The sequence below is a fragment of the Orrella daihaiensis genome, assembly GCF_022811525.1.
Classification (GTDB): Bacteria; Pseudomonadota; Gammaproteobacteria; order Burkholderiales; family Burkholderiaceae_B; genus Algicoccus; species Algicoccus daihaiensis.
Genome location: NZ_CP063982.1, coordinates 846,200 through 871,658, shown reverse-complemented (window position 1 = coordinate 871,658; position 25,459 = coordinate 846,200). Strand labels below are relative to the sequence as shown.

The following is a 25,459-nucleotide window of genomic DNA, read 5'->3' as shown; positions in this document are numbered from 1 at the left end:
CTTACATTCATTTGCCAGAGATGTTCATGACAGCCCAATTAGCACATCGTTTGCAGCACACCCAAACTTTTCACGCCATGGAAATCTTCAAACGAACCCTGGCGCTTCAATCCCTCGGCCGAGACATCATCAGCTTGGGCATCGGTGAGCCAGACTTTACGGCAGCACCTGCCGTACTAGAGGCAATGAAGTTGGCGGCTGACAAGGGTTTGGGCAAGTATGGTCCCGCTGCAGGCATCATGCCACTACGTGAGGCGATCGCACAATTTTACGCCGATCAACTTGGCGCTCGCGTCGACCCACACCGCGTGATTGTCACGAACGGCGCAAGCGGCGCCTTGCTGCTGGCTAGCCTGGCCCTGATTAACCCGGGACAAGAAGTACTCATGCCTGACCCTTGTTACCCGGCAAACAGTAACTTCATCATGGCCGCTGGCGGTACAACCAAGCTCATACGCACTGAGCCTGAGCGTCAGTTTCAGCTGACGGCTCAAGACATCCGCATGCACTGGACCGAGCGCACGGCTGGTGTGCTGATCGCTTCACCCGGCAACCCAACGGGCACTTCAATTGAGCCCGACGAGCTGCGCGGCATCATCAACGCGGTCAACCAACTCAACGGCTTTGTCATGATGGATGAAATCTACCTTGGCCTATCCTATCGCGACAAACGCTGTTCGGCACTGGCAATTGACGACAACCTCATTATCTTGAACAGTTTTTCAAAATACTTTCACATGACAGGATGGCGACTAGGCTGGATGATCGTCCCACCAGAACTGGTGGCTCCCATCGAAAAACTCGCCTCAAGCTTGATGATTTGCCCGCCTACCCTAGCGCAACATGGTGCACTTGCATGCTTTGAACCGAACACCATTGAGCTGCTCGAACATCGCCGTGAAGCGTTTCGTGCCCGACGAGACTTTCTGGTGCAAGGACTTGAAGCCATCGGCTTTGATATTCCGGCCAAACCTGATGGCGCTTTTTATGTTTACGCCGATATCAGTCGCTTTAGCAATGACAGTGATCAGTTGGTAGATGTACTGCTTGAGAAGGCAGGTGTCGCATTGGTACCCGGCATTGACTTCGGTCCGGCCCACGCCAAGTCTAAAGTCCGACTGGCGTACACCATCGGCTTGGACAGGTTAGAGGATGCTGTTGGGCGGATCGATCGTTGCTTGAACACGTAATAGTGGCCGAGGATTCACCGGTCACACCTTGATTTTGGCGGCTAAGGCCATGCGACGCATTTCCGACAGGACCTTAGTGCCGTATCCGCCATCATCCGGTCCGGATGCTCCCACGTAGCATTTCAAGCCATTGGTGACCGATCCCCGACGACGTATGCAGTCATGCAGAATTTGGGCTCCAACGCGAATATTGATCTCAGGATGAAAAGCATCTTCTGGACCATCCCCAAACTTTTCAAATTTGTCGGTATGCACTCGCGTCATGACTTGCATGAGTCCCTGAGCCCCTGCACCACTTTCAGCGTAAGGGTTAAAGCGTGACTCAACTGACATCACCGCCAGAATCAACACCGGATTGACATTGAGCTCGGCTCCCACCACGAATGCCGATTCAACGATACGATCAGTGACCGCCTTGGCCACTCGGTACTTACGGGCAATGTAGTGCTCGAGCGCTTTTAGTTGGGCCTCGGATACCCCGAATAATTCGCGTGCGGCTTGAATTTGCTCTAAAGGAATGTCGCCTAACAGACCGACTCGCTCGGTTCGCTCTATTTCAGGCTCTTGCGTTTTCTCATTGGTCTCAGGCAACTGCTCAAGCACCCGGACGGGGACCGAATCAAGATCCACAGGAGAAACCTGTGGCGCTACTACGTTGGGCGGGCTGACAAAGCCCATGCTCGATATCGCTTGTCGGGTACCCTCAGGCGCTAAAGCAACTAGCACTGCCTCATGCAATAGGGTGACTTGCTGGCGCAGCGCTGGCACTGACAATACGAGAAACACCACGACAAACGCAGCCACGCCAAGATAGGCACCCGCGGTGCGCACAGTCAGTGCCAACTGATGTTGAGCCCGAGACAGCCTTGAGCGGTTGTTGGGTGATAATGCCTCAGTCATGAGCGAATTCTAACGTTTTAATGGGACATGTCATGCGATACCGCGATTTGCGAGATTTTCTTAGTCAGCTTGAGCGCTCTGACAAGCTCAAACGAATCACCACCGAGATCGACACTCGCTTGGAGATGACCGAGATTTCGGATCGAGTGTTGCGCCAAGCTGGGCCGGCCCTGATCTTCGAACATGCCATACACCAGGGTAAAAAAGCCCAAATGCCGGTATTGGCAAACCTCTTTGGTACACCGGAGCGTGTTGCTTTAGGCATGGGTGCGGACGATGTCGCCTCACTCAGAGACATCGGACATTTATTAGCCTCTTTGCGCGAACCAGAAGCCCCTAAAGGATTGCGAGACGCATTTAGCAAAGTGGCCATGCTCAAATCTGCACTGTGGGACATGAGCCCCAAGAATGTTCGCGGTGCGGCCTGCCAGGAAACTGTGTGGGAGGGCAATGACGTCGATCTGTCAAGATTACCAATTCAGACCTGCTGGCCTGGTGATATCGCTCCCTTATTGACGTGGGGACTGGTCATCACGCGCGGACCCAACGCTCGCCGACAAAATCTTGGCATTTACCGCCAACAAGTCATCGGCCGCAACAAACTCATTATGCGCTGGCTATCACACCGGGGCGGAGCACTGGACTTCAGGGACCATGCGATTGCCCATCCTGGCAAACCATTTCCGATCGCTGTTGCCTTGGGTGCCGACCCTGCCACGACACTCGGTGCAGTCACACCGGTGCCCGACAGTTTGTCCGAGTATCAATTTGCCGGGCTGCTGCGCGGTGCTCGCACTGAAGTTACAAAAGCCATTGGTAGCGACTTGACCGTGCCGGCGACGGCCGAAATCGTGCTGGAGGGTCACTTATTGCCAACCTCAGACCCCAGAGCAATCACCCCAACACTCGATGCGGATACACCTGCACCGCCGAAAAGCGACTACGAGCTTGCACTAGAAGGTCCATATGGTGACCACACAGGCTATTACAACGAGCAGGATTGGTTTCCGGTCTTTACCGTCGACCGTATCACCATGCGACGCGATCCCATCTACCACACGACCTATACAGGCAAACCACCCGATGAGCCGGCAGTACTTGGTGTGGCGCTCAACGAAGTGTTCGTGCCCTTGCTGCAGCGACAACTCACCGAAATCAAAGACTTTTATCTGCCCCCCGAGGGTTGCAGTTATCGACTGGCGGTCATCTCGATTCGCAAGCAGTACCCGGGTCACGCCAAACGCGTCATGTTTGGCGTCTGGAGCATACTGCGCCAATTCATGTACACAAAGTTTTTGGTGATTGTGGATGAAGACATCAACATTCGCGACTGGAAGGAAGTGATCTGGGCCATGACAACACGTATGGATCCAGTGCGCGACTCAGTACTGGTAGAGAACACTCCCATCGATTACCTTGATTTTGCGTCACCCGTCTCAGGCCTAGGTGGCAAAATGGGTATGGATGCAACAAACAAATGGGCTGGAGAGACCGATCGGGAGTGGGGGCGTCCCATTCAGATGGATGAACACGTCAAACAGCGCGTGGATCAGCTTTGGGACAAGCTTGGACTCTAGAGTCGGGACTAAGCAAGCGGTCGGCGCAACAGCCACAAAAATGCTGGTGCGCCGACCAGACTAACCACCACGCCAATCGGTAACTCGGCCGGCGCAACCAGCAAGCGCGAGACAATGTCTGCGGCCAACACCACACTTGCGCCAACCAGGCCCACCAAAGGCAGCAATTGCCGATGGTCACTACCGAATACCCGGCGCACGAATTGCGGCACGAGCAATCCTACAAAACTGATCGCACCCGTAAAGGCGACCAACGGACCCACCAGAAGAGCCATCGCCACGATCATGCTCGCGCGCAAAGCCGACACATTTACGCCCACGTGGGCAGCTTGTGCCTCACCAATCAGAAGCGCGTTCAGGCAGGGCCAGCGACGGTATATCCACCATAAGCCGATGGGCACCCAAACCGTCAACGCCAGGACGACTATCCAAGGCGCACGGGTCAGGCTGCCCAGTGACCAAAAGGTCATCGACCGGATTTGGTCATCTGAAGCGAACGCAATCAACAAACTGATGAGGCTAAAAACCAAAGCGTTAATCGCAACACCGGCCAATAACAAACCCGCTGAGCCTGGCCAGCCACGGGCAAACTGCCAGGCCAGCGCGGTTGCCAGCAATGCACCTATAAATCCAGCAACGCCGACGATAAGCAGGCTGGTCAGACCTAGTACCATGGCACTGACTGCGCCTAAAGCAGCGCCAGCGGATACTCCGACCAAGCCAGGCTCGGCCAATGGATTTCGAAAAAGGCTTTGCATGACCGCACCACCCACAGCGAGCGTTGCACCCGTGAGCACCGCCATGATGGTGCGCGGCAGTCTCAGCTCGCCGAGCACGAGCCGCGTTTGGTCATCGGCGTGCCCAGTTAACCAGGCGAGCCATTGGGGTAAAGCAACCGCCACAGGCCCGGTTGCCAGGCTAGCGAAAACCAGCAATAGGAGCCCGACGAGCAACCAGACGAACTTCACCGACCGTGCCTCAAGACGCCTAGCTCTGGCTAGTCATGATGCTTTTGTTTGGTGCCAAATACCCTGTCACCTGCGTCGCCAAGGCCTGGCATGATATAGCCGTCCTCATTCAACCCCCGATCAACAGCCGCCGTGTAGATTTCAACATCTGGGTGTGCGTCAGTGACCCGCTTGATGCCCTCGGGCGCGGCAACCAACACTAACGCACGAATATCACGCGCACCTGACTTTTTTAGCAAATCAATGGCAGCCACCATCGAGCCACCAGTCGCTAGCATCGGATCCAAAATGATGGCAATACGCTGATCGAGCTCGCCCGCCAGACGCTCAAAATAAGTATGCGCCTGCAGGGTATCTTCATTACGAGCCAAACCAACTGTGCTGACCCGAGCACCGGGTATGAGTTGCAAAACACCGTCCAACATACCAATGCCAGCGCGTAATATGGGTACGACCGTCACTTTTTTACCGGCCACGCGCTCTACCGTGACATCACCAGCCCAGCCACGTTCTGTATACGGCTCAAGCACAAAGTCTTTGCTTGCCTCGTACATCAAAAGTGTGGCGATTTCCTGCGCCAGTTCCCTAAAGCTTTTTGTGCTCAAAGCAGCACCACGCATCAGGCCAAGCTTGTGCCTAACCAGAGGATGTTTTATTTCATGCAAAGCCACGCCAGGCTCTCCTGCCAGTAAAAGTCATCAATCATGTGCACAACATGCTCGCCATCAACGGTCGTTTAACCAAGCCATGACCGCATTCTCAAAATCTCGCGCCTTATAGGCCTGCGGATGGTTAACCAGGCTCACAAAAACATAGCGCTTGCCTGATTTGGACAACACATAGCCCGCGATCGCTCTCGCATCTTTTAACGCACCGGTTTTCATATTCGCATAGCCGCGGGCATCATCACCGCGCAAGCGACGCTTGAGCGTTCCATCAACCCCCAGAATTGCCATCGAGGACACATACTCCGGCATGGCAGGCGATCGCCATGCATGCTGCAACATATCGGCCATCACGTCGGCACTGATCCGCGCATTGCGAGACAAACCAGACCCGTTCTCAATCACCGTTTGGCCAAGCTCGATGCCCTGTGCCGTCAATATTCGCTTGACCACCTCAGCACTGCCCGCCACGGTTGCCGGCCGCTGTCCAGCCTGCGCCCCGAGCGTCAATAACAACACGCGTGTCATGACGTTATTGCTACGCTTGTTAACGAGACGGATAACCTCAGCCAACGGTGGGGACTGATGTGCGGCCAATGGCACGGCATCGGCAGGAATCGAACCGTCTTTAACCGTGCCTGTCATCGTGCCGCCAAGCTCACGCCACATGGTTTTGAGAGTCCGCGCCGCAAAAGCCTGCTGATCGAATGCCAGTCGATAGAAATCAAATTCACCACAAGCGCCATGGGCTTCACCGCTGACACGAAACCTGACATCGTCAGCCCCATTGACGGTTTGAACACTCACCCGAGGGCCTCGACGACAGCTGCCATCTTGGTACTTGATGTCACTATCAATTTCGATACCCGGAATGGGTGGGTCAACAAAGGCTCGCCAGCGTTTAGCCTGCAAGTCTGGCGTAAAAACCAGCCGCACCGCACCGAACCCCACCATAAAAACATCCGGACTCGCGTTATACGGCCTATCGCCCTTGCCGTCGAACTCGGCAGGATCAATGGCCACTTCACCAAACGGCGATCGATCCACCACAATGTCGTTGATTTGCCGAATGCCTCGCAAGCGTAACTCTCGCATCAAACGCCACAAGTCTTCCAGCATAATGACGGGGTCGCCGGTTGGCCGGAGGTAGACCGGGCCCGAGAGCACCCCATCGTCACTAACCGTCGCATTGTTATCGATTAAAAATGCGGTTTGCCATACATAGTCGGGCCCAAGCTCACTTAATGCAGCCCAGGTGGTCACCAGCTTCATCACTGAGGCCGGATTTTTAAATTCAGCGCCATTGACCGCCGCCAGACGATCACCCTGCACTTCTTCGATCACCATCGACAAAGCAGATGATGGCAAACCCGTTGCTGACCAGGCTCTGGCGACCTCGGGCGGCATTGGCTTATCAGCGGCCCCTGCCGCGCCACCAAACAGCGCTGCTGCCCAAGCAACAAGCATCATGGCAAACTTACGGTGCAACATCTAGGTCTCCATGCGGTAAAAAATTGCGCCCACTACTGTCCTTTATGGCGAATCGAACGGGTTTTAAGCAACCAAACACCATGCCCGATACAATCTTGCCCAAATAAACCAAGTCGGCTTCATTATGGCAGGAACTACGGTGAGTAACCACGACAATTCAACATCGGGCATGGCCAGCGAAAACCAGATTGAGTACTCGCTCAAGGACTTTGACTATCACTTGCCAACCGATTTGATTGCACAGCATCCGGCTGAACGCCGAACGGATAGTCGACTACTGCACGTGGATGAGACAGGTCAATGGCATGATCGTCAATTCAATCAATTGTTGGATCTGCTCAAACCAAATGACATTCTGGTGTTTAACGACACCCTGGTGATCAAAGCGAGGCTGCTTGGCACCAAGGACACGGGCGGCAAAGTTGAAGTGCTGGTAGAGCGAATCCTGGACAGTCACCGAGTGCTGGCACATGTTCGCGCTAGTAAAACCCCCAAGACTGGCAGCAAACTGACCCTGGCTGACAACTTGGAGGCGCGTGTATTGGGGCGTCACCATGATTTGTTTGAACTTGAGTTTGATCAGGAGGTGCTTGGCGCACTTGATCAATATGGTCATGTTCCATTGCCGCCCTACATTGAGCACGCTGACCAGCCAGAGGACGAACAACGCTACCAGACCGTTTACGCCCGACATCCTGGCGCTGTCGCCGCCCCCACTGCCGGGCTGCATTTTGATGAGGCGATGCTCGACGAACTTGGCAAGCGTGGAATTGGCAAGGCCTTTGTCACTTTGCATGTCGGCGCAGGTACGTTTCAACCCGTTCGTGACAACGATTTATCAACTCACCAGATGCATAGCGAGTGGTACACCATTCCCGCCCAAACGGTCTCAGCCATCGAAGCCGCCAAAACAGCTGGAGGCAGAGTCATTGCCGTTGGGACAACCAGTGTTCGAGCACTGGAGTCAGCGTGCAAGGCCAACGGCGGACAGCTGCGTGCGCACCAGGACGACACGCAGCTATTTATCAAGCCTGGCTATCAATGGCAGATTGTGGATGCCATGATCACGAACTTTCATTTGCCACAATCCACGCTTTTGATGCTGGTCTCCGCGTTTATTGGCTTGCAAACCATGAAGCGGGCTTATGAGCATGCCGTGGATCAACGCTATCGCTTTTTTAGCTATGGGGACGCCATGTTCCTTGACAAAGGATTACCCAATGCAGTTTGAGCTTCTAGCCACAGATGGTCGTGCACGACGAGCCCGCCTGACGCTGAATCACGGGGTGGTCAATACCCCAATATTCATGCCGGTCGGTACCTACGGTAGCGTCAAGGCGATGTTGCCACATGAACTAGAACAAATCGGCGCACAGATTATCCTGGGCAATACATTTCACCTGTGGCTGCGGCCCGGCACCGAAATCCTTGACAAGCATGGCGGCCTGCACGGTTTTATGGGCTGGGACAAGCCCATTCTCACTGACTCCGGCGGCTTTCAAGTCTTTAGCCTGCAAGGCATGCGCAAAATCAGCGAGGAAGGGGTCAAATTCGCCTCGCCAGTTGATGGCGCAAGGCTATTTCTAACACCCGAAATTTCCATGCAAATCCAGCGCAGCCTGAATAGTGACATCGTGATGGTGTTCGACGAATGTACGCCCTACAAGATCGGCGAGAATATCGCCACACATGCTCAGGCGGCACAATCCATGCATCTCTCAGCGCGCTGGGCCAAGCGGTCAAAGGCTGAGTTTGATCGACTCGATAACCCGAACGCCTTGTTTGGGATCGTCCAAGGTGGGATGTTCGAAGATTTGCGTGAGGAGTCACTGGCTACGCTGGTTGACATCGGGTTTCACGGTTACGCGATTGGTGGACTGTCCGTGGGCGAACCCAAAGACGAGATGATGCGGGTACTTGAGCACACCGCGCCGAAACTGCCCCAGCACGCACCGCGTTACCTGATGGGTGTTGGCACGCCAGAAGATCTGGTTGCTGGCGTGCTGGCAGGTGTGGATATGTTTGATTGCGTGATGCCAACCCGAAACGCGCGCAATGGCTGGCTTTTTACCCGGCAAGGTGACATTAAGATCCGTAACGCAAAATACCGCGATGACGAACGACCGCTCGATGAGGATTGCGAGTGTCACACCTGCCAACATTTCTCGCGCGCTTATCTGCATCATTTACAGCGCCTGAACGAGATCACTGGGGCTCGCCTTAATACCTTGCACAACCTGCATTTCTATCTGAAGATCATGGCTGAGATGCGTCAGGCTATTGAAAATCATACGATTGATGCGTGGGCGGCCGAGTTTTTAAGGCAACGATCGTCCAACTCGGTACAATAGCGGGCGACTTTTAAAAGGTTTTACTAAGGAGGCTTTAATGTCTTTGCAAGATACAGCCGGTCTGGTTCTGGCTCAAGCTGGTGGTGACGCTGGTTCGCTAATGGGTTTGTTACCTATTGTCTTGATGTTCGTCATTCTGTGGTTTCTCATGATTCGCCCACAAATGAAGCGTCAAAAAGAACACAAGGCACTGGTAGCTGGCTTGGCTAAAGGTGACGAAGTTATTACGGCTGGTGGCATGGTCGGCAAAATCACCAAGGTCACCGACAGCTACATTGGCGTTGAAGTGTCGGAATTGGCTGACAAGCCCGTCGAGATTCTGATTCAGCGCAGCGCTGTTCAGACCGTGCTGCCCAAAGGCACGATGAAGCAGATCTAAATTTGCGATTGCACTGAACCGCCGGCAGCTGCCGGCGGTTGGCTTTTTGAAACGCTAACGCTGGCGACCGTCGTCCATGAACCGTTACCCCCTTTGGAAATACCTGACCGTGCTGGTCGCCCTCGTTGTAGGGTTTCTTTACACGCTGCCCAATTTCTATGGGGAAGCACCGGCTGTTCAGGTCTCGAGTGCCAAATCCACCATCAAAATCGAACCCGACATGCAGGGACGGGTCGAGAATATTCTGGCTCAGGCCAATATCACTGGAACGGGTTCAAGTTTCGAGCGTAATGGTCCGGTGGGTACAGTCAGGGTTAGGTTTGCAGACACTGACACACAGCTAAAAGCCCGTGACGTCATCGAAAAATCCCTCAATCCAAATCCTGCTGATCCAAGCTATACCGTCGCACTGAATCTTTTGCCAGCCTCACCCGATTGGCTAAGTGCAATCGGCGCAAATCCCATGTATCTTGGTCTCGATCTAAGAGGCGGAGTGCATTTCTTGCTGCAAGTCGATATGCGGGGTGCCCTTACCGCACGCTATGACTCGCTCGCTACCGAAATCAGAGCCGCACTGCGGGAGGCGCGTATTCCGAGTACGGCAGTAGAACGCGTCGATTTGTCAGTCGTGACCATATTTGCCGACAACGAGGCGCGCGCGCGTGCACTTGCACTGTTGAGTAACCGCTACCCGGATATGGCGTTTGACCAGGGCGTCAGTGATGGCGCAAACAGTGGACGTCCACTGCTGGCTGGTCAACTCAATGTTGGCGCAGTGGCCACCGTCCAAAACACTGCCCTCAAACAGAACATCACCACTTTGCACAACCGGATTAATGAGCTTGGTGTCGCCGAGCCCGTCATTCAGCAGCAAGGCGCGGATCGAATCGTGGTCCAACTGCCCGGCGTTCAGGATGTTGCGAAAGCCAAGGAAATTCTAGGGCGCACTGCAACGCTGGAAATCCGTATGGTGGACGACTCGCCGACTGCCATGTCGGCGCTTTCTGCCGGTACGGTACCGTTCGGCCTTGAGCGCTACGATGATACCGATGGGCGACCCATTCTGTTGCGCCGCCAAGTCATCCTCTCAGGCGAAAACTTGCAAGATGCACAGGCTGGACGTGACTCCCAAAACCAACAACCGGCAGTGCATCTCACACTAGACAGCAAGGGTGCAAGAATTTTCCGGGATGTCACGCGCGACAACATTGGCAAGCGTATGGCCATCCTCTTGTTTGAAAAAGGCAAAGGTCAGGTCGTGACTGCGCCGGTCATCCGAAGTGAAATACCGGGTGGGCAAGTGCAGATCTCCGGCAGCATGAGTGCCGAAGATGCCGCTGACATAGCTTTGCTCTTACGGGCTGGCTCTCTGGCAGCCCCCATGACCATCATCGAAGAGCGCACCATTGGTCCGAGTCTTGGTGCCGAGAACATTGCCAAAGGATTTAACGCCACGCTGTGGGGCTTCGTCGCAGTCGCGATCTTCATGATCGCTTACTATCGTTTATTCGGCTTGTTTTCAGCGGTTGGCCTAACATTCAACGTTTTTCTGCTTCTAGCGCTGTTGTCGATGCTGCAGGCAACGCTCACGCTCCCAGGCATTGCAGCGATTGCCCTGACAATCGGGATGGCCATCGATGCCAACGTGCTCATTAATGAACGTATTCGGGAAGAATTAAGGCGTGGTGAGCCCCCGCAATCTGCCATTCAAATTGGCTTTGAGCGGGCGTGGGGAACTATCCTGGACTCGAACCTGACCACATTGATTGTCGGAATTGCTTTGCTCATATTTGGCACCGGACCCGTGCGTGGTTTCGCGGTCGTGCATTGCTTAGGGATTCTGACTTCGATGTTCTCAGCTGTGGTGGGCGTTCGTGCCATGGTGAATTTGACCCACGGCGGTCGCAAGAAACTGCAAGGGCTGTCCATTGGTACAGTCTGGAAACCGAAGGGCTGACAACATGGAATTCTTTCGCATCTCTCGCACCATCCCATTCATGCGCCACTCGTTGGTGCTGAATCTGATCAGCCTCACGTTTTTCGTTTTGGCCGTTGTGTTCATCGCCACCCGCGGATTTAACTTGTCGATTGAGTTCACCGGCGGCACTGTGATCGAATTGACCTATCCTGATACCGCGCCCTTGGTTCAGGTCCGCGAAGAACTCAGCACATTGGGCTACACCGACTTTCAAGTTCAAAACTTTGGCACCTCGCGAGATGTGCTGATTCGCCTGCCGATCATCGACGGGCAGTCCTCGGCAGACCAAAGTCAGGCGGTAATGGCCGCGCTGACCGCCAATGCTCCCGACATCGTTTTGCAGCGAGTCGAATATGTCGGGCCCCAGATTGGTCGGGAACTGGTTGAAAGCGGTCTTCTAGCGTTGCTCTTTGTGATTATCGGCATTGTGGTCTATCTGGCTATCCGGTTTGAGTGGAAATTCGCCGTAGCTGGTGTCGTGGCGAACCTGCATGACGTGGTAATCATTTTGGGGTTCTTTGCATTTTTCCAGTGGGAGTTCTCACTGTCAGTGCTCGCCGGTGTACTCGCCGTGCTTGGCTACTCCGTGAACGAGTCTGTCGTGATCATGGATCGAATTCGGGAGAACTTTCGCAAACTGAGAAACGTGGAAGTTCGTGATGTAATTGACGGGGCCATCACGCAAACCATGTCTCGCACGGTGATTACCCACGGATCTACGCAGATCATGGTTCTATCAATGTATATCTTTGGCGGACCGACACTCGAGTATTTTTCTTTAGCGCTAACGATTGGTATCTGGTTTGGCATCTATTCATCCATATTTGTGGCAGCTTCAATTGCACTTTGGTTGGGTGTCAAGCGTGAAGACTTGGTCAAGCCACCCAAGAAAACCAACGAGCTCGAAGAGATATACACCGAGGAACCCTAAGGTGGGTGTACGCACTGCCCACCCGGGGTGCGATCTACGAACGATCTAAACAACGTTCGACTCATACAGACCAGTCCCATTGGCACTGGGTCAAATGCCGTTTTGCGATTAACATTTCGGTTTACTTAAACTCAAGAGGCGCCCCCGGGATCAACACCCGTCACGGCGATAACACATGACACAAAGCACTAAGAAAGTGTTCATCCGCACCTTTGGCTGCCAGATGAACGAATATGACTCTGACAAGATGTTTGATGTCCTGGGGAAAGATTCGCCAGCCGAGCTGACGAGCCATCCTGAAGAGGCCGATGTCATTCTCTTTAATACATGCTCGATCCGCGACAAGGCACAACACAAAGTTTTCTCTGATTTAGGTCGGGTAAAAGAGCTCAAAGAGGCCAACCCAAAACTGATCATCGGTGTGGGCGGATGCGTCGCTAGCCAAGAGGGCGCTGCCATCGTGCAACGTGCCCCCTATGTGGATGTGGTGTTTGGGCCACAGACATTGCATCGATTGCCCGAACTTATTGAAAAACGCCGCCAGCTCGGCAAGCCCCAGGTTGATATCAGCTTTCCGGAAATCGAGAAGTTTGATGCATTACCTCCGCCACGCAAAGATGGGCCAACGGCCTTTGTCTCTATCATGGAAGGTTGCAGTAAATATTGCAGCTTCTGTGTGGTGCCCTATACGCGCGGTGAGGAAATCTCACGGCCGTTTGAAGATGTTCTCGTTGAAGTGGCCGATTTGGCTGATCAGGGGGTTAAGGAAGTTACCCTGCTCGGACAAAACGTCAACGCTTATCGTGGCTTAATGGGCGACGGACAAACGATTGCAGATTTCGCGACCTTGCTGGAGTATGTCCACGAAATCCCGGGTATCGAGCGGATTCGTTACACAACATCTCACCCCAAAGAGATGACCAGTCGCCTGATCGATGCTTATCGACGCCTACCCAAACTAGTTTCATTTCTGCATCTGCCCGTTCAAGCCGGTAGCGATCGAGTGCTTGCTGCCATGAAGCGCGGCTATACCACACTGGAATTCAAGTCAATTGTTCGCCGGTTGCGCGAAGCACGCCCGGATATCACGTTGTCCTCAGACTTCATCGTTGGCTTTCCCGGCGAGACGGATGCTGACTTTGATAAAACCATGCAGTTGATAGAAGACATCGGGTTTGACACTTCATTTTCTTTTATTTACTCGGCTCGCCCTGGTACGCCAGCTGCTGAATTGACCGATGACACACCGGCTGACGTCAAGTTAAAACGACTGCAGCGGCTTCAGGCTCTGATTGGCACGCAGGCCAGCGCCATCGCCCAGGCCATGATCGGTACCAAACAAACGATCCTGGTCGAAGGATCTTCGCGTCGTGATGCTGGCGAACTCATGGGTCGCACGCAAAATAATCGCATCGTTAACTTTGCCGGCTCAGACCGATTGATTGGCCAGATGATCGATGTCACGATCAACACGGCTTACACCAACAGCTTGCGTGGTGAAGTCGTGACGCGCGAGACACAAGCTGCATGAGTGCAAATATCAGACGCCTTGAGCTTGAAGGCGACAATCAGCAACTCGCCAGACTATGCGGGCCCTTAGATGAGAACCTGCGTCAAATCAGTCAGGCACTCGGTGTCTCCATTGGGCGGCGTGGCAATCAATTTGAGATCAGTGGCGAACAGGCCGAGCAAGCCGCCGTTCTGTTGTCGAGATTTCATGCGCAAGCGCAATCACGAGATCTGTCTATCGATGAGGTTCAACTAGGTATTGTTGAGGCGCGCGCGATTGCGCAAACACAAAAGACAAGCAGTCAGAGCGCAGCTGACTATCAGCTACGCACCAGGAGAAGCGACTTAAAACCTCGCACACCTCGCCAAGCTGACTATATCAACAATATTTTGAAGCATGACATCACGTTTGGCACCGGGCCTGCCGGTACCGGCAAAACCTGGCTGGCGGTGGCCTGTGCTATCGATGGACTTGAGCGCGACAACGTACAACGACTGATACTGACACGCCCAGCAGTTGAAGCTGGCGAGCGGCTCGGGTTCTTGCCCGGTGATCTCGCCCAAAAAGTCGATCCTTATCTTAGACCCCTCTACGACGCACTTTACGACCTCATGGGATTTGACAAAGTGCAGCGTTTGTTCGAGAAACAGACCATCGAAATTGCACCCTTGGCCTACATGCGCGGTCGCACCCTGAACAATGCATTTGTGATTCTTGATGAGGCCCAGAACACGACACCGGAGCAGATGAAAATGTTTTTAACGCGCATCGGGTTCGGCAGTAAAGCGGTGATTACAGGAGACCCCACACAGGTCGACCTGCCTCGTGGACAAACCAGTGGATTGGCGCACGCTACCCGTGTATTGGCCGATGTGCAGGGAATTGCAATGACTGCCTTCACCAGCCGGGATGTCGTGCGTCACCCGCTTGTGGCTCGAATTGTGGACGCCTATGACAAAGACGCTACACAGAACTCCTGACCTGTCTCTATCTGTTCAATACGGCATTGATGATCAGAACTTGCCTCGCTGGCGCATACGGCGCTGGGTCCAGCGTGCCTTGAATGCCGCTGACAACAAGGGAGCCAAACAGGTCAGCCTGACCGTACGACTCGTGGGTAAAGCAGAGGGCAGGTCACTGAACCTAGCCTATAGAAATAAAGATTACGCGACCAACGTGTTGACGTTTCAATACGACGAGTTCTTTGCTCAGACAGGGCACATCATGGGCGACATTGTGATTTGTAAACCGGTCCTAACAGAGGAGGCGCGTGCACAGGGCAAGCCATACTTGCATCACGCGGCACACCTCATCATCCACGGTACGCTTCATGCGCTAGGATATAACCACCTCAAAGCGCGCGAAGCGCATGAAATGGAGGCGTTGGAGACCCAAATTCTCGCGGGCTTGCACATTCCAAACCCCTACGTGGCCTGACTGCTGAACGGCAATTTACGTGAAATCCCTAGAAAATGTCCGGCTTATTGGGGTCCGACTTGACTAGACAGTCACAAACTTTCGGTTATCCTAGGGGTGTCGAAACTTGATTGCACCCGCAATGCCAGAACCCTACCCTAGCGAGCCTGGTCAGGAACCAGGCAAAAAGTCATCTTCCAGAAAATCCCTTGTTGACCGAATTCTCTCTCTAGTTCGTGGAGAGCCCGAAGACCGGGAGGGAATCTTCACTGTACTTGAGGCAGCCAGAGAACGCGACCTGATAGACAGCAATGCCTATGGCATGCTCAAGGGGGCACTCGCTGTATCTGATCAAACAGCTGCTGACATCATGGTCCCGCGCGCACGCATGGATCTACTGGATGTTAACGAACCCTTACCGAGTTTGTTGCCCAAGATTGTTGAGATGGCACATTCGCGCTTTCCAGTCTATGAGGACACGCCGGATAATCTGATCGGTATCTTCATGACCAAGGACTTGTTGCGGCATATGCTCAACCCAGCATTGACCTTGCGAGACCTGATTCGACCGGCTGTTTTCATACCAGAAACCAAACGAGTCAATGTTCTACTTCAAGAGTTTCGCAGCCATCGCAACCACATTGCGATTGTCATCGACGAGCATGGTGGAATCACTGGACTAGTAACGCTAGAAGATGTGCTTGAGCAAATCGTTGGTGCCATCGAGGATGAGTACGACGACAGTGAGCAGACCATTTTCCCGGATGGCCACAACACCTGGCGTATTCTTGCCACCACCGAGCTCGCTGAAGTAAACCAGCTGCTGGACTGCGAAATTCCAGAGGGTGAGTACGACACGATTGGGGGGTGGCTTGCCCATGAGCTTGGCCGAATTCCGCGACGTGGTGATCGACACGCGCTAGAAGATCTGCTATTCGAAGTGCTCAGAGCCGACTCTCGGCGTGCCCTTTGGGTACGTGCCAGACGATTGCCTCATCTGAAGGCCAAGCGCCAAGAACAAACCTAAACACATGCAGGCACGAACCAACCTGTTCTGGCCTGCATTGTTTGGTGGCGTCTATGCACTGACGTTTGCGCCCGGCCCTTTACCCGCGTGGTCACTGGCTTGGACTCAAATTGTCATGCTCGCTGTGCTGGCTCATTGGGCATTTAGCCAACCGCCCCGGCGCGCTGCAATCACGGGCATGATATTTGGCGCTGTCCAATTTCTGACGGGTCTGTACTGGCTGACCATCAGCATGCACGTCTACGGCCAACTGGCATTACCGTTGGCTTGGTTAGCATTGCTGTTGTTTAGCGCCTATTTGGCCCTCTACCCTGCATTTGCTGGCTGGGTTTGCGCTTGGTTACTCAAAGACAGCAACCAAACCAAACCATCGAGTTTGATCTGGTTAGCCACGGTTTGGGCTAGCGCGTGGACAGCAGCTGAGCTGCTGCGAGGCTTCATTTTTACAGGATTCCCTTGGTTGTCCACAGCATACGGCCAGACCGATAGCTGGCTGGCTGGCTGGGCGGTGATTGTCGGTGCGCCAGGCACGACCTGGGTGATTGCCTGGATCGCTGGCGCTGTGGCTGCCACATTAAGGGCCGAGGCCACACAGAATGACAGCTCATTTACCCCTAAGCGAGGCATCGCCTTGGCCGTTGCCATATTGCTAGTCTTTATCGGAGCAAGCCTGCAGCAAACAAGCTTTACCAAACCGACGGGGGAACCGTTAACCGTCAGACTGATTCAGGGAAATGTTGATCAAGGTGTCAAGTTTGATGCGATGCGATTTGAACAAACGCATCAACATCATATAGAACTCGCCAGACACCAATCCGCGCCCGCCGCAGACACGCCAGCACCTGAGTTGATCATGCTGCCTGAGACCGTGATTCCAAGGCTGTCACACCAGGTGCCAGCTCGGCATTGGCAAGACTGGATAGCCATTGCAGATAGCAATGGCAGCACCTTGATGCTGGGTGCCCCGTTGTACGGGCCAGAGTCCGATCGTTACACCAACAGTGTGATTGCCATTGACGCTAATTCAGCCCCCGCCAACCTGTCTCAGGGCTTGGCTGATGCGCGCTATGACAAGCAACACCTTGTGCCATTTGGCGAGTTTGTACCCACTGGGTTTCGCTGGTTTATCGATCTAATGCGCATTCCGCTTGGCGATTTCACCGCTGGCAATGAACAGCAAACCCCCTTTAGCGTACGATCGCAGAGAATTGCGCCAAACATCTGCTATGAGGACATTTTTGGGCAAGAGCTACTACCTGCGGTGCGTCAAGGCGCAACCATTCTTGCAAACTTCAGCAATCTGGGTTGGTTCGGCGATAGCTCGGCTCTGAGGCAGCACTGGCAAATGGCCAGGTTTCGGAGCATGGAAACACGGCGACCCACGCTTAGAGCAACCAACACGGGGATGACGGGCGCCATTGACCCGGCTGGCCGTACGATCGCCGTACTACCGACAATGGCTGCAGGCTATGTTGACGTTCAGGTGCAAGGCCACGAAGGACTGACGCCATACGCGCGTTGGGGGAACTATCCCGCTTGGGTACTGGCGTGGGGCATACTCGTTGTTGCGTTGGTCCGCAGGCGTAGATCTAGCGCCAGACCTGACTAGTCATCAAACAAAACTGCACATGCCTGAAACTTTGTTGGTTCGCTCGCTTGACGACATCACCCAGATCGATGCTCACGCCTGGGATGCCTTGAACGCGCAAGCCGGCGGATCAATCCTGACGTCACACCGTTTTCTCTCAGCATTCGAGCAATCAGCCAGTGTGTGTCCAGACACTGGCTGGCAAGCCCAGCATCTCATTGTCGAGAATGAAGTGGGGCAAGGACATGCAAATAGTGTGTTGGCGATCGTGCCGCTCTACCTCAAGGCACATTCATACGGTGAATTTGTATTTGACTGGGCGTGGGCAGACGCCTATGAACGCGCGGGTCTGCGTTATTACCCCAAATGGCTCGCTGGTGTGCCATTTACCCCAGTGACTTCAGCGCGCTTGTTGTGCGAGTCAGAACACAAGGCACTCGCCGCACAGGCTTTGATCAAAGCGGCCAAGGCAACTAACCTGTCATCTTTACATGTACTTTACACAAACGCCATTGATCAGAGATCACTAGCTGCCGCGGGCTGTCTTTCGAGGCATCACACCCAGTTTCATTGGCACAATCAAGGCTGGCAGTCGTTTGATGAGTTCCTGAGTCACCTAACCCAGCCTAAACGCAAGAAAATCCGGGCCGAGCGACGCAAGGTGCGCGATGCCGGCGTCACCACTGCAGTGAAGACCGGACATGAGATCTCGGATGCCGACTGGGACTTCTTCTACCGCTGCTATGCCAACACCTACGCACAAAGAGGCAACCCACCCTATCTCACCAGGGATTTTTTTGAATTAGTTGACCCCAAGACATGTTTACTTATCCTGGCTTATCGGGAGAAAGAGCCAGTTGCCGCTTCGCTGCTATTGCTTGACAACATCACTGATCCAGCGACACAAAAGACGACGCGTAAACTCTATGGGCGCTACTGGGGCGGGTTGCAGGCCATTGACTGCCTACACTTTGAAGTGGCGTATTACGCGCCAATTGAATGGGCCATCGCCAACGGTATCGATGTCATCGAAGGAGGTGCTCAAGGTGAGCACAAAATGGCGCGCGGGTTTATGCCGGTGCAAACCCAGTCCGCGCACTGGCTGGCACACGAGGGCTTTGCCCAAGCGGTTGAAAACTACCTGGAACGGGAAAAACGCGGGCTAGCTGCTTACAACGAATCACTAGGGTCTGCTTTTAAAGCCCCGCTCGACTCGAAGTAGGCACAGGTCAATGCGTTCAATAAACTCAGGCAAAAAGCTCGGGCTCGGCTTTTGCGTTTGCCAATCGCCGAAGTTTCGTGCATAATTTCGTTCTTCGCCGGATCTGGGGGTATAGCTCAGCTGGGAGAGCGCTTGCATGGCATGCAAGAGGTCAGCGGTTCGATCCCGCTTACCTCCACCAGGTTTAGCGAACAGATAGCAAGTCCGGGTCCCCTTCGTCTAGAGGCCTAGGACACCACCCTTTCACGGTGGGTACAGGGGTTCGAATCCCCTAGGGGACGCCAAAGTTTTTTGTTGTACCGCTGCGGAGCGGTAGTTCAGTTGGTTAGAATACCGGCCTGTCACGCCGGGGGTCGCGGGTTCGAGTCCCGTCCGCTCCGCCAAATTCAAAAGCGCCCACACGATCAGTGAGGCGCTTTTTGTTTATGGTGCTTATAGAACAAGCGCACAGAACAAATATCAATCCACCGCAATTGCCGTTTCGGCCTCTTTCCCAAGGCGCAGCAGCGCGCCAAACCCCTTGCCACATGCCTATAATCAGGCGGTTACATTTCTAATATCAAGTATCTTTAACTGGAGACCTTGCATGCACACCTTCAAACGTCTAGCGCCTAGTCTATTGGCCGCGCTGATCATGGGCACGACAGGCACCGCGCTTGCCGAGACCCGCATCACCTATAAGTCCGCAAAAGTCGGCTCATCCTATTACCAGATGGGCGTCGAACTTGCTCAGGCAATCAAACAGGGCTCCAACGGCCAGATCATCATGACCGTGGAAGAGAGCCAAGGCTCTGTACAAAACGTCATGGAAGCTGCGACTCGCACTGGCAACTACGTCTTCACCACACCGCCCTCGCTGGTCACAAGAGCCATGGAGGACTCTGGGCCTTTTGAGAAAAAACCCTCACCCAAGTACAAAGACATCCGGGCACTATTCCCGATTCCATCGCTGACCATGCACTTTGTCGCGCACAAAGATGCCAATATCAATAGCTTTGCAGACATGGCTGGCAAGAACGTATTGATTGGTAAGGGCACATTCTCGGCCCGTGAAGGTGAGAAGTACCTCAAGCTTTTTGGGTTGGATGGCAAAGTCAATCTGGCCAACGTTGAGTTGAACAACGCTGTGCCAGCCTTAAAAAACAAGCAAATTGACGCGTTTGTGACAGCGAGCTCATTTCCTGCCCCAAACGTCATTGAAGCAGCTGCCAGCTCACCGGTTGTGATTTTATCGATGTCGGATGCCCAGATCGAGCAAACCGGCGCCACCAAAGTCACGATTCCTGCAGGCACCTACAAGGGTCAGGACAACCCAATCAACACAACCTCCTTGCCGGTGATTGCCTACACCACCACTGACATGAGCGACGATGTGGCTTATGAACTCACCAAAACGTTCTGGACTGAACGCGCCCGCATGGGTGACACCGCAGCCTGGTGGAAGGGTGTTACACCTGACATGCTCGCCAACATTCCAGGCAAGATTCACCCTGGCGCATTGCGTTACTACCAAGAAAACAACTTTCCGCTAACGGCTGCTAACCGTTAAGAGAAAACCTGGTTTTTTATTTCTGTTTGCAACAACTATGCCCTTTGCTCCGCGCGACATCATATGGCCAGCATTGGGCATAGTCACTATCTCTTTTCATCTCTGGCTGATTTTTGCAGGTCTGGTTCCCAACCTTGTGAGCCGGCCTATTCACATGGCGCTTGCCTTGCCGTGGCTGTTCTTGTGGCGTCCCGGCGGCCAAACACCCGATCTGTTCAGTTGGCTACTTTGCACCATCGGCATGGTTGGTTGCGCATGGGTGGCAGTCGGACACAGCGAACTGTCTGATCAATATGGCAGCATCGATGGGCCGTGGCAAACCCTGCTTGCAATCGGCTTATTGGTGGTCGTTATCGACATGGCTAGAAGAGCCGTCGGGTGGCCGCTACCTGCCATTGCCGTTTTGATGCTTTTGTATGGCATGTTTGGCAACCATATACCCGGTGAGTTCGGTCACGGCGGTATGCCTTTAACAAGCTTTCTTGGAACGCTAACCATTACAGAAGGTGGCATCTGGGGCAGCCTGACAGGCGTATCAGTCACGATTGTGGCGATATTTGTGATTTTTGGGGCGGTGCTCAATGCTGGGCAAGCAGGCGCTGGCTTTATGAACATCGCTGCTGCTGTCGCTGGCAGGCTCACTGGTGGCGCCGCCAAAGTATCGGTGTTGTCCTCAGCCCTATTTGGCTCGATATCTGGATCAGCATCGGCTAACGTGGCATCGACCGGCGCCATCACCCTGCCTGCCATGCGCAAGCTTGGCTATCCAAGGTCACTGGCCGGTGCAGTCGAGGCAGTCGCATCCTCAGGCGGGCAAATCATGCCGCCGTTAATGGGTGCTGGTGCGTTTGTCATGGTTGAGCTGACCGGCGTACCTTACGACCAAATCATGCTCGCGGCACTGCCGGCGGCCATTCTTTACTTTGTTGCGGTCTGGGTTGGCATTAATGCCTATGCCAGACGCTACAACCTGCCGGGCGTGCCCGCCTCTGAACGGCCAGGCATGCGATTAGTCATCATCACAACAGGCTTTTTTGCGGTGCCGTTTGCAGCCCTACTCTATGGGATGTTTGGCCTGGACTTCACCCCTCAATACGCCGCTTGCATGGCAGTCGTACTGGCGGCTGCTCTGCTGTTAACAGACGAAACGTTCGGATTTGATGGCCGCGCGGTGCTGTTACGAGTAAGACACGCTGCCATGACCTCGGGCCAACAAGTGTCGATGATTGCGTCTATCATTATTTGTGCATCCATCATCATCGGTGTGCTGGGCATGACTGGGCTCGGTGTGAAAATCACCTCGGTGATCCTGTCTGGTTCAGGTGGCTTGCTTTGGCCGGCTATCTTGTTGACTGCTTTGACGTGCCTTTTGCTGGGTATGGAAGTACCCACCACCGCAGCCTATGTCATTTGCGTATCAGTGGCAGGACCTGCACTGACCGAACTTGGCCTGGGTCTTTTACAGACTCATCTTTTTGTATTTTGGTTTGCGCTGCTGTCAACCATCACCCCGCCAGTGTGTGGAGCGGTATTCATTGCTGCCGGTATGGTTGAGGAAAATTGGCTCAAAGTCGCCATGAAAGCCATGGCACTTGGGTTGGGCCTGTACTTGATTCCGCTCGGTATGATCTCAACACCTGGTTTGATTGAATTAAGCGCTAGTCCGATCGCTGCCATCATTGCGATGCTGAAAATTGGCAGCGCGACCACACTGGTGGCTTACGGCGTGATCGCACCTGGACACTGGAGTAAACGACTGATACTGGTTGTGGCCGGCGCAATCACACTCTTTTGGCCTTTAGACTAGACCATATGCTTTGGGCTCAACAGTCTGGTTTTCTGAGAGCTTGAGCCAGCCCTTGATGATTCGGTAAAGAAACCACAAACCCGTTGCCAGCATAATCAAATAGCCAACAAACAACATGGCCGTCAGACCGCCTACCAAAAACGCAACCAACCCAATCCAAAATGTCTGGATCTGCCAATTGCAGTGACTTTCAAGCCAATTACCGCGTTGCTCCTGCCGAATCTTGTAAGCAAAGAACACGCCCACAATCGATAGTGGCATTACCACCAAGCTCGCGAGATAGGCAATGTAGATGGCTTGCACTTTCTCACGGGCTGTCAGACTGTCTAACATAGGGTTTCCTTCTGGTTATTGAGGTCAAAATTAAGATCACTGCACATGCACTAAAGAACACATACAGCATGTTGACACCCGCCAACCTCATCAGCCCCCCTGCAAGCAAAGGCCCAAGACAAGCTCCAATACCAAACGACATCAGCAATACCGCACTCAGACTGACACGTCGGTCCGCGGTCACCAAGTCATTGGCAAAAGAGCCTGCCAAAGCGTAAAGCGTGAACTGCATTACCCCGCTGACCGCTGAAATCATCATCAACAACCAGAACGGAATCGGCAGCCATCCCCATAGCAGCAAAGTGACGAACGTCAACACTGCGCCATTAAACAGAATTAACCGTTGACGCGGAATGCGGTCGGACATCCAACCCATAGGCCATTGCGCCATCAATCCCGCAAAAACCGCGACAGACATGAATGCAGCGACTTCAGGCGTGCTGAAATTTTTTTCAATCACGTATACAGGCGCCAGCGCATAAAAAGCGGAGGAGATGTTGCCAGCTACAAACATAGTTACTAGCGCTGCCGGAGCAACCCGTAAAAAATACCCAAAATCCAGCGGTGCTGGTAACTGCGGCGCGGGGTGTAAACGAACCGTCCAGACAATCGGGATTAAGCCAACGACGTGGCAAATCGCCACCAGAATCAATGGGCGCAGATCCAGTGATGGGTAGAGGGTGATAGCCATCTGACCAATAGCCGTACCGAGGCCAGACATGACCAAATAAACAGAAAAAATTTGACCGCGACGCTCGTTTTCTATTTGCTCGTTAAGCCAACTCTCTAGCACCATAAATTGCACGGCCATGCCAGCCCCGGCAATCACCCGAAACAGCACCCAGATCTCTTTTTCTGAGACCAGTGTCTGAATCAGAACCATGACCGAGCAAGTAGCGGCGGCTGCGGCAAATGCACGCACATGGCCAACACGCACGATCATGCGATGACCAACCCGACTACCAATCACAAGCCCGAGATAGTAGGCTGACATCAGCGCGCCGATCCAGATCGCACTGACCCCATCTTCAGAGAGCTTTAGTCCCATGAAGACGTTAAACAGCCCCACACCCACCAACATCACGAATGTGGATAGAAATAAAGAAGAAAAGGATGCGAGGGTGGTGAACATAGCGGCAGGCGTTTGCAAGCCACAGAATAGCTTGAGCCTGTGCTCAATGACAAAGACAATTTAGCAACGTGATCACGAATGTTGCTTGAACGCACCAACAAAATGGCCAGCGTAGGCCGGCCATTTCAATACACCACGTATGGTGTGTGAGTCCGTTAGAGATGCTTCAACATGGACTGCGCAGAGCTGACTTCGAATGCGCCAGGGGCTTCAATTTCAAGTGCTTTGATGACACCGTCTTCAATCAACGCGGCATAACGTTGGGAGCGCACGCCCATGTTACGTGCCGTCAAATCCAACTCCAAACCCATCGCCTTGGTCCAGGCAGCCGCGCCATCACCCAACATGCGAATTTTTCCAGCCACACCCTGCTCACGCCCCCAAGCACCCATCACGAAGGCATCATTAACCGCCACACACCAGATTTCGTCTACACCTTTGGCCTTAATGGCGTCATAACTCTCGAGGTAGCTTGGCACATGCTTGGCCGAGCATGTTGGCGTGTAAGCACCTGGCAGTGCAAACATCAGGATTTTCTTGCCTTTGGTCAGCTCGGATACCTTGAAGTCGTTCGGTCCGAGCGCACACCCCGCAGTCTCATTCTCGATGAACTCGGTCAACGTACCCTCTGGCACATGATCTCCAACTTTAACTGTCATTATTTTTTCTCCTAGTTTGCCAGTTGCCGGCGATTGTTTAAACGCCACATCATAGGACAGCAGACGAGGCCTTGGCTAGCTTGTCCCCAACAAGCCCCGGGACTTCACAATGGGGCGTCCTGGGTAAATCGCGTAAAAAACGCTGCTCAAAGCAGCGTTTTTGAGGGCCTAACTGATGCACCCTGAAGCAGACTTGCGGTTTTTGTGTTTATTCCTCTTTGACACGATACACCAACACGGCCACCTGCGCCAAAGACAACACCTTGGCTGTCACACTGCCTAACAGCAACCGTGACAATCCGCTGCGCCCGTGACTACCCATAAAAATAAGATCGCAACCGTGTTTACCGGCAGCGTCAACAATCCCGTCAGCGACGTTGAAATTGGTGACTGACTCGGAAGAAACCTTCACACCCGCGGTTTCAGCACGATCAACGACTGCCTGCAAATATTTCTTAGCCTGCTCGGCAGAGGCCTTCTCATAATCTTCATCGGTAATGGCGTAAGCCGCCGCCATGCCATCAAAGCCAATCGTGGCAGCAAAAGGCTGACCGACATACAGTGCAACGACCTCGGCACCCACTGAACGGGCAAATGACACCCCAGCGTTGGCAGCCTGGGCTGAAAGCGCCGAGCCATCGGTCGGAATCAGGATTTTTTTAAACATATTGAACTCCCTTTGATTTTTGTATGAGTCGGTAATGCCAATCTGACTCTTTCATGCTAGCGCAAATCCCTGCAAATGGTATCCACCACATGTTTAAAAATTGATGCTTATCAATAAAT

Annotated in this window: 23 protein-coding genes and 3 tRNA genes; 18 read left to right on the top strand and 8 right to left on the bottom strand. The window is 53.6% G+C overall.

The genetic code is table 11. The features are described from left to right. The first annotated feature begins 26 nt into the window (after nt 1-26). Entirely contained in the window at nt 27-1,190 is a 1,164-nt protein-coding gene (locus DHf2319_RS04225) for a pyridoxal phosphate-dependent aminotransferase (RefSeq protein ID WP_243479584.1), read from the top strand. Nucleotides 1,191-1,211: 21 nt separating this feature from the next. On the opposite strand, the gene DHf2319_RS04220 is transcribed toward DHf2319_RS04225, so the two are convergent. Further along, nucleotides 1,212-2,090 carry a lytic transglycosylase domain-containing protein gene (locus tag DHf2319_RS04220; protein WP_243479583.1) on the bottom strand — a complete coding sequence of 293 codons (879 nt, stop codon included), beginning with the start codon at nt 2,088-2,090 and terminating at the stop codon, nt 1,212-1,214. Nucleotides 2,091-2,122: 32 nt separating this feature from the next. Here DHf2319_RS04220 and DHf2319_RS04215 point away from each other — a divergent pair, with 32 nt between their 5' ends. Then, entirely contained in the window at nt 2,123-3,667 is a 1,545-nt protein-coding gene (locus DHf2319_RS04215) for a UbiD family decarboxylase (RefSeq protein WP_243479582.1), read from the top strand. Between the two features lie 8 nt (nt 3,668-3,675). On the opposite strand, the gene DHf2319_RS04210 is transcribed toward DHf2319_RS04215, so the two are convergent. Genes DHf2319_RS04210 through dacB form a run of 3 tightly spaced genes read right to left on the bottom strand, consistent with a single transcriptional unit; the run spans nt 3,676 to nt 6,791 of the window. Beyond that, nucleotides 3,676-4,635, bottom strand: a complete 960-nt coding sequence (locus DHf2319_RS04210; protein ID WP_243479581.1) for a FecCD family ABC transporter permease — start codon at nt 4,633-4,635, stop codon at nt 3,676-3,678. Nucleotides 4,636-4,664: 29 nt separating this feature from the next. After that, on the bottom strand, nt 4,665-5,306 hold the full coding sequence (upp, locus tag DHf2319_RS04205; RefSeq protein ID WP_243479580.1) for a uracil phosphoribosyltransferase: 642 nt from the start codon (nt 5,304-5,306) through the stop codon (nt 4,665-4,667). Between the two features lie 54 nt (nt 5,307-5,360). Next, complete coding sequence (dacB, locus tag DHf2319_RS04200) at nt 5,361-6,791, bottom strand: D-alanyl-D-alanine carboxypeptidase/D-alanyl-D-alanine endopeptidase (protein ID WP_243479579.1); 1,431 nt, start codon at nt 6,789-6,791, stop codon at nt 5,361-5,363. Nucleotides 6,792-6,960: 169 nt separating this feature from the next. Between dacB and queA the strand changes: the two genes are divergently transcribed. From queA to DHf2319_RS04120, 16 genes are all read left to right on the top strand, one after another. Beyond that, on the top strand, nt 6,961-8,022 hold the full coding sequence (gene queA, locus DHf2319_RS04195) for a tRNA preQ1(34) S-adenosylmethionine ribosyltransferase-isomerase QueA (RefSeq protein ID WP_243479988.1): 1,062 nt from the start codon (nt 6,961-6,963) through the stop codon (nt 8,020-8,022). Further along, nucleotides 8,012-9,142, top strand: coding sequence for a tRNA guanosine(34) transglycosylase Tgt (tgt, locus tag DHf2319_RS04190; protein WP_243479578.1), 1,131 nt, complete (start codon nt 8,012-8,014; stop codon nt 9,140-9,142). The genes queA and tgt overlap by 11 nt, the downstream gene beginning before the upstream one ends. A 37-nt stretch (nt 9,143-9,179) precedes the next feature. Next, entirely contained in the window at nt 9,180-9,521 is a 342-nt protein-coding gene (gene yajC, locus DHf2319_RS04185) for a preprotein translocase subunit YajC (protein WP_243479577.1), read from the top strand. Nucleotides 9,522-9,597: 76 nt separating this feature from the next. Next, nucleotides 9,598-11,478: a protein translocase subunit SecD gene (gene secD / locus DHf2319_RS04180; RefSeq protein WP_243479576.1), complete on the top strand. Its 1,881-nt coding sequence runs from the start codon at nt 9,598-9,600 to the stop codon at nt 11,476-11,478. Between the two features lie 4 nt (nt 11,479-11,482). Next, entirely contained in the window at nt 11,483-12,430 is a 948-nt protein-coding gene (secF, locus tag DHf2319_RS04175; protein WP_243479575.1) for a protein translocase subunit SecF, read from the top strand. 175 nt (nt 12,431-12,605) lie between these two features. Beyond that, entirely contained in the window at nt 12,606-13,961 is a 1,356-nt protein-coding gene (gene miaB / locus DHf2319_RS04170; protein WP_243479574.1) for a tRNA (N6-isopentenyl adenosine(37)-C2)-methylthiotransferase MiaB, read from the top strand. Beyond that, nucleotides 13,958-14,920 carry a PhoH family protein gene (locus tag DHf2319_RS04165; protein WP_243479573.1) on the top strand — a complete coding sequence of 321 codons (963 nt, stop codon included), beginning with the start codon at nt 13,958-13,960 and terminating at the stop codon, nt 14,918-14,920. The genes miaB and DHf2319_RS04165 overlap by 4 nt, the downstream gene beginning before the upstream one ends. Next, nucleotides 14,892-15,377, top strand: coding sequence for an rRNA maturation RNase YbeY (gene ybeY, locus DHf2319_RS04160; protein ID WP_243479572.1), 486 nt, complete (start codon nt 14,892-14,894; stop codon nt 15,375-15,377). Before DHf2319_RS04165 ends, ybeY begins: the two co-directional genes overlap by 29 nt. A gap of 121 nt (nt 15,378-15,498) precedes the next feature. Beyond that, a complete protein-coding gene (locus DHf2319_RS04155) occupies nt 15,499-16,383 on the top strand; it encodes a CorC family transporter (RefSeq protein WP_243479571.1) in 885 nt (294 codons plus the stop codon). A gap of 4 nt (nt 16,384-16,387) precedes the next feature. Continuing rightward, on the top strand, nt 16,388-17,992 hold the full coding sequence (gene lnt / locus DHf2319_RS04150) for an apolipoprotein N-acyltransferase (protein ID WP_243479563.1): 1,605 nt from the start codon (nt 16,388-16,390) through the stop codon (nt 17,990-17,992). A gap of 19 nt (nt 17,993-18,011) precedes the next feature. Then, a complete protein-coding gene (locus tag DHf2319_RS04145) occupies nt 18,012-19,193 on the top strand; it encodes a GNAT family N-acetyltransferase (protein WP_243479561.1) in 1,182 nt (393 codons plus the stop codon). 105 nt (nt 19,194-19,298) lie between these two features. Beyond that, nucleotides 19,299-19,374, top strand: a tRNA-Ala gene (locus DHf2319_RS04140). Between the two features lie 27 nt (nt 19,375-19,401). Further along, a tRNA-Glu gene (locus DHf2319_RS04135) sits at nt 19,402-19,477 on the top strand. A gap of 22 nt (nt 19,478-19,499) precedes the next feature. Then, nucleotides 19,500-19,576 (top strand) — tRNA-Asp (locus tag DHf2319_RS04130). A gap of 203 nt (nt 19,577-19,779) precedes the next feature. After that, nucleotides 19,780-20,742, top strand: coding sequence for a TAXI family TRAP transporter solute-binding subunit (locus DHf2319_RS04125; protein ID WP_243479560.1), 963 nt, complete (start codon nt 19,780-19,782; stop codon nt 20,740-20,742). 37 nt (nt 20,743-20,779) lie between these two features. Then, nucleotides 20,780-22,549 carry a TRAP transporter permease gene (locus DHf2319_RS04120; protein WP_243479558.1) on the top strand — a complete coding sequence of 590 codons (1,770 nt, stop codon included), beginning with the start codon at nt 20,780-20,782 and terminating at the stop codon, nt 22,547-22,549. Here the strand turns inward: DHf2319_RS04120 and DHf2319_RS04115 are convergent. The 4 genes from DHf2319_RS04115 to DHf2319_RS04100 form a co-directional block, all read right to left on the bottom strand. Next, nucleotides 22,541-22,882 (bottom strand): DUF4870 family protein, encoded by a 342-nt coding sequence (locus tag DHf2319_RS04115; RefSeq protein WP_243479557.1) that lies wholly within the window; start codon nt 22,880-22,882, stop codon nt 22,541-22,543. The genes DHf2319_RS04120 and DHf2319_RS04115 overlap by 9 nt on opposite strands. After that, nucleotides 22,857-24,014 (bottom strand): MFS transporter, encoded by a 1,158-nt coding sequence (locus tag DHf2319_RS04110; RefSeq protein ID WP_243479553.1) that lies wholly within the window; start codon nt 24,012-24,014, stop codon nt 22,857-22,859. Before DHf2319_RS04110 ends, DHf2319_RS04115 begins: the two co-directional genes overlap by 26 nt. Before the next feature lie 155 nt (nt 24,015-24,169). Then, nucleotides 24,170-24,673 carry a peroxiredoxin gene (locus tag DHf2319_RS04105; protein WP_243479552.1) on the bottom strand — a complete coding sequence of 168 codons (504 nt, stop codon included), beginning with the start codon at nt 24,671-24,673 and terminating at the stop codon, nt 24,170-24,172. Nucleotides 24,674-24,881: 208 nt separating this feature from the next. Beyond that, nucleotides 24,882-25,340, bottom strand: coding sequence for a universal stress protein (locus tag DHf2319_RS04100; protein ID WP_243479550.1), 459 nt, complete (start codon nt 25,338-25,340; stop codon nt 24,882-24,884). Nucleotides 25,341-25,459 lie beyond the last annotated feature (119 nt).

Coding starts and splice junctions, on each gene's coding strand:
- DHf2319_RS04225 (WP_243479584.1), top strand. CDS start 27: ATGACAGCCCAATTAGCACATCGTTTGCAGCACACCCAAACTTTTCAC.
- DHf2319_RS04220 (WP_243479583.1), bottom strand. CDS start 2,090: ATGACTGAGGCATTATCACCCAACAACCGCTCAAGGCTGTCTCGGGCT.
- DHf2319_RS04215 (WP_243479582.1), top strand. CDS start 2,123: ATGCGATACCGCGATTTGCGAGATTTTCTTAGTCAGCTTGAGCGCTCT.
- dacB (WP_243479579.1), bottom strand. CDS start 6,791: ATGTTGCACCGTAAGTTTGCCATGATGCTTGTTGCTTGGGCAGCAGCG.
- queA (WP_243479988.1), top strand. CDS start 6,961: ATGGCCAGCGAAAACCAGATTGAGTACTCGCTCAAGGACTTTGACTAT.
- tgt (WP_243479578.1), top strand. CDS start 8,012: ATGCAGTTTGAGCTTCTAGCCACAGATGGTCGTGCACGACGAGCCCGC.
- yajC (WP_243479577.1), top strand. CDS start 9,180: ATGTCTTTGCAAGATACAGCCGGTCTGGTTCTGGCTCAAGCTGGTGGT.
- secD (WP_243479576.1), top strand. CDS start 9,598: ATGAACCGTTACCCCCTTTGGAAATACCTGACCGTGCTGGTCGCCCTC.
- secF (WP_243479575.1), top strand. CDS start 11,483: ATGGAATTCTTTCGCATCTCTCGCACCATCCCATTCATGCGCCACTCG.
- miaB (WP_243479574.1), top strand. CDS start 12,606: ATGACACAAAGCACTAAGAAAGTGTTCATCCGCACCTTTGGCTGCCAG.
- DHf2319_RS04165 (WP_243479573.1), top strand. CDS start 13,958: ATGAGTGCAAATATCAGACGCCTTGAGCTTGAAGGCGACAATCAGCAA.
- ybeY (WP_243479572.1), top strand. CDS start 14,892: ATGACAAAGACGCTACACAGAACTCCTGACCTGTCTCTATCTGTTCAA.
- DHf2319_RS04155 (WP_243479571.1), top strand. CDS start 15,499: ATGCCAGAACCCTACCCTAGCGAGCCTGGTCAGGAACCAGGCAAAAAG.
- lnt (WP_243479563.1), top strand. CDS start 16,388: ATGCAGGCACGAACCAACCTGTTCTGGCCTGCATTGTTTGGTGGCGTC.
- DHf2319_RS04145 (WP_243479561.1), top strand. CDS start 18,012: ATGCCTGAAACTTTGTTGGTTCGCTCGCTTGACGACATCACCCAGATC.
- DHf2319_RS04125 (WP_243479560.1), top strand. CDS start 19,780: ATGCACACCTTCAAACGTCTAGCGCCTAGTCTATTGGCCGCGCTGATC.
- DHf2319_RS04120 (WP_243479558.1), top strand. CDS start 20,780: ATGCCCTTTGCTCCGCGCGACATCATATGGCCAGCATTGGGCATAGTC.
- DHf2319_RS04115 (WP_243479557.1), bottom strand. CDS start 22,882: ATGTTAGACAGTCTGACAGCCCGTGAGAAAGTGCAAGCCATCTACATT.
- DHf2319_RS04110 (WP_243479553.1), bottom strand. CDS start 24,014: ATGTTCACCACCCTCGCATCCTTTTCTTCTTTATTTCTATCCACATTC.
- DHf2319_RS04105 (WP_243479552.1), bottom strand. CDS start 24,673: ATGACAGTTAAAGTTGGAGATCATGTGCCAGAGGGTACGTTGACCGAG.
- DHf2319_RS04100 (WP_243479550.1), bottom strand. CDS start 25,340: ATGTTTAAAAAAATCCTGATTCCGACCGATGGCTCGGCGCTTTCAGCC.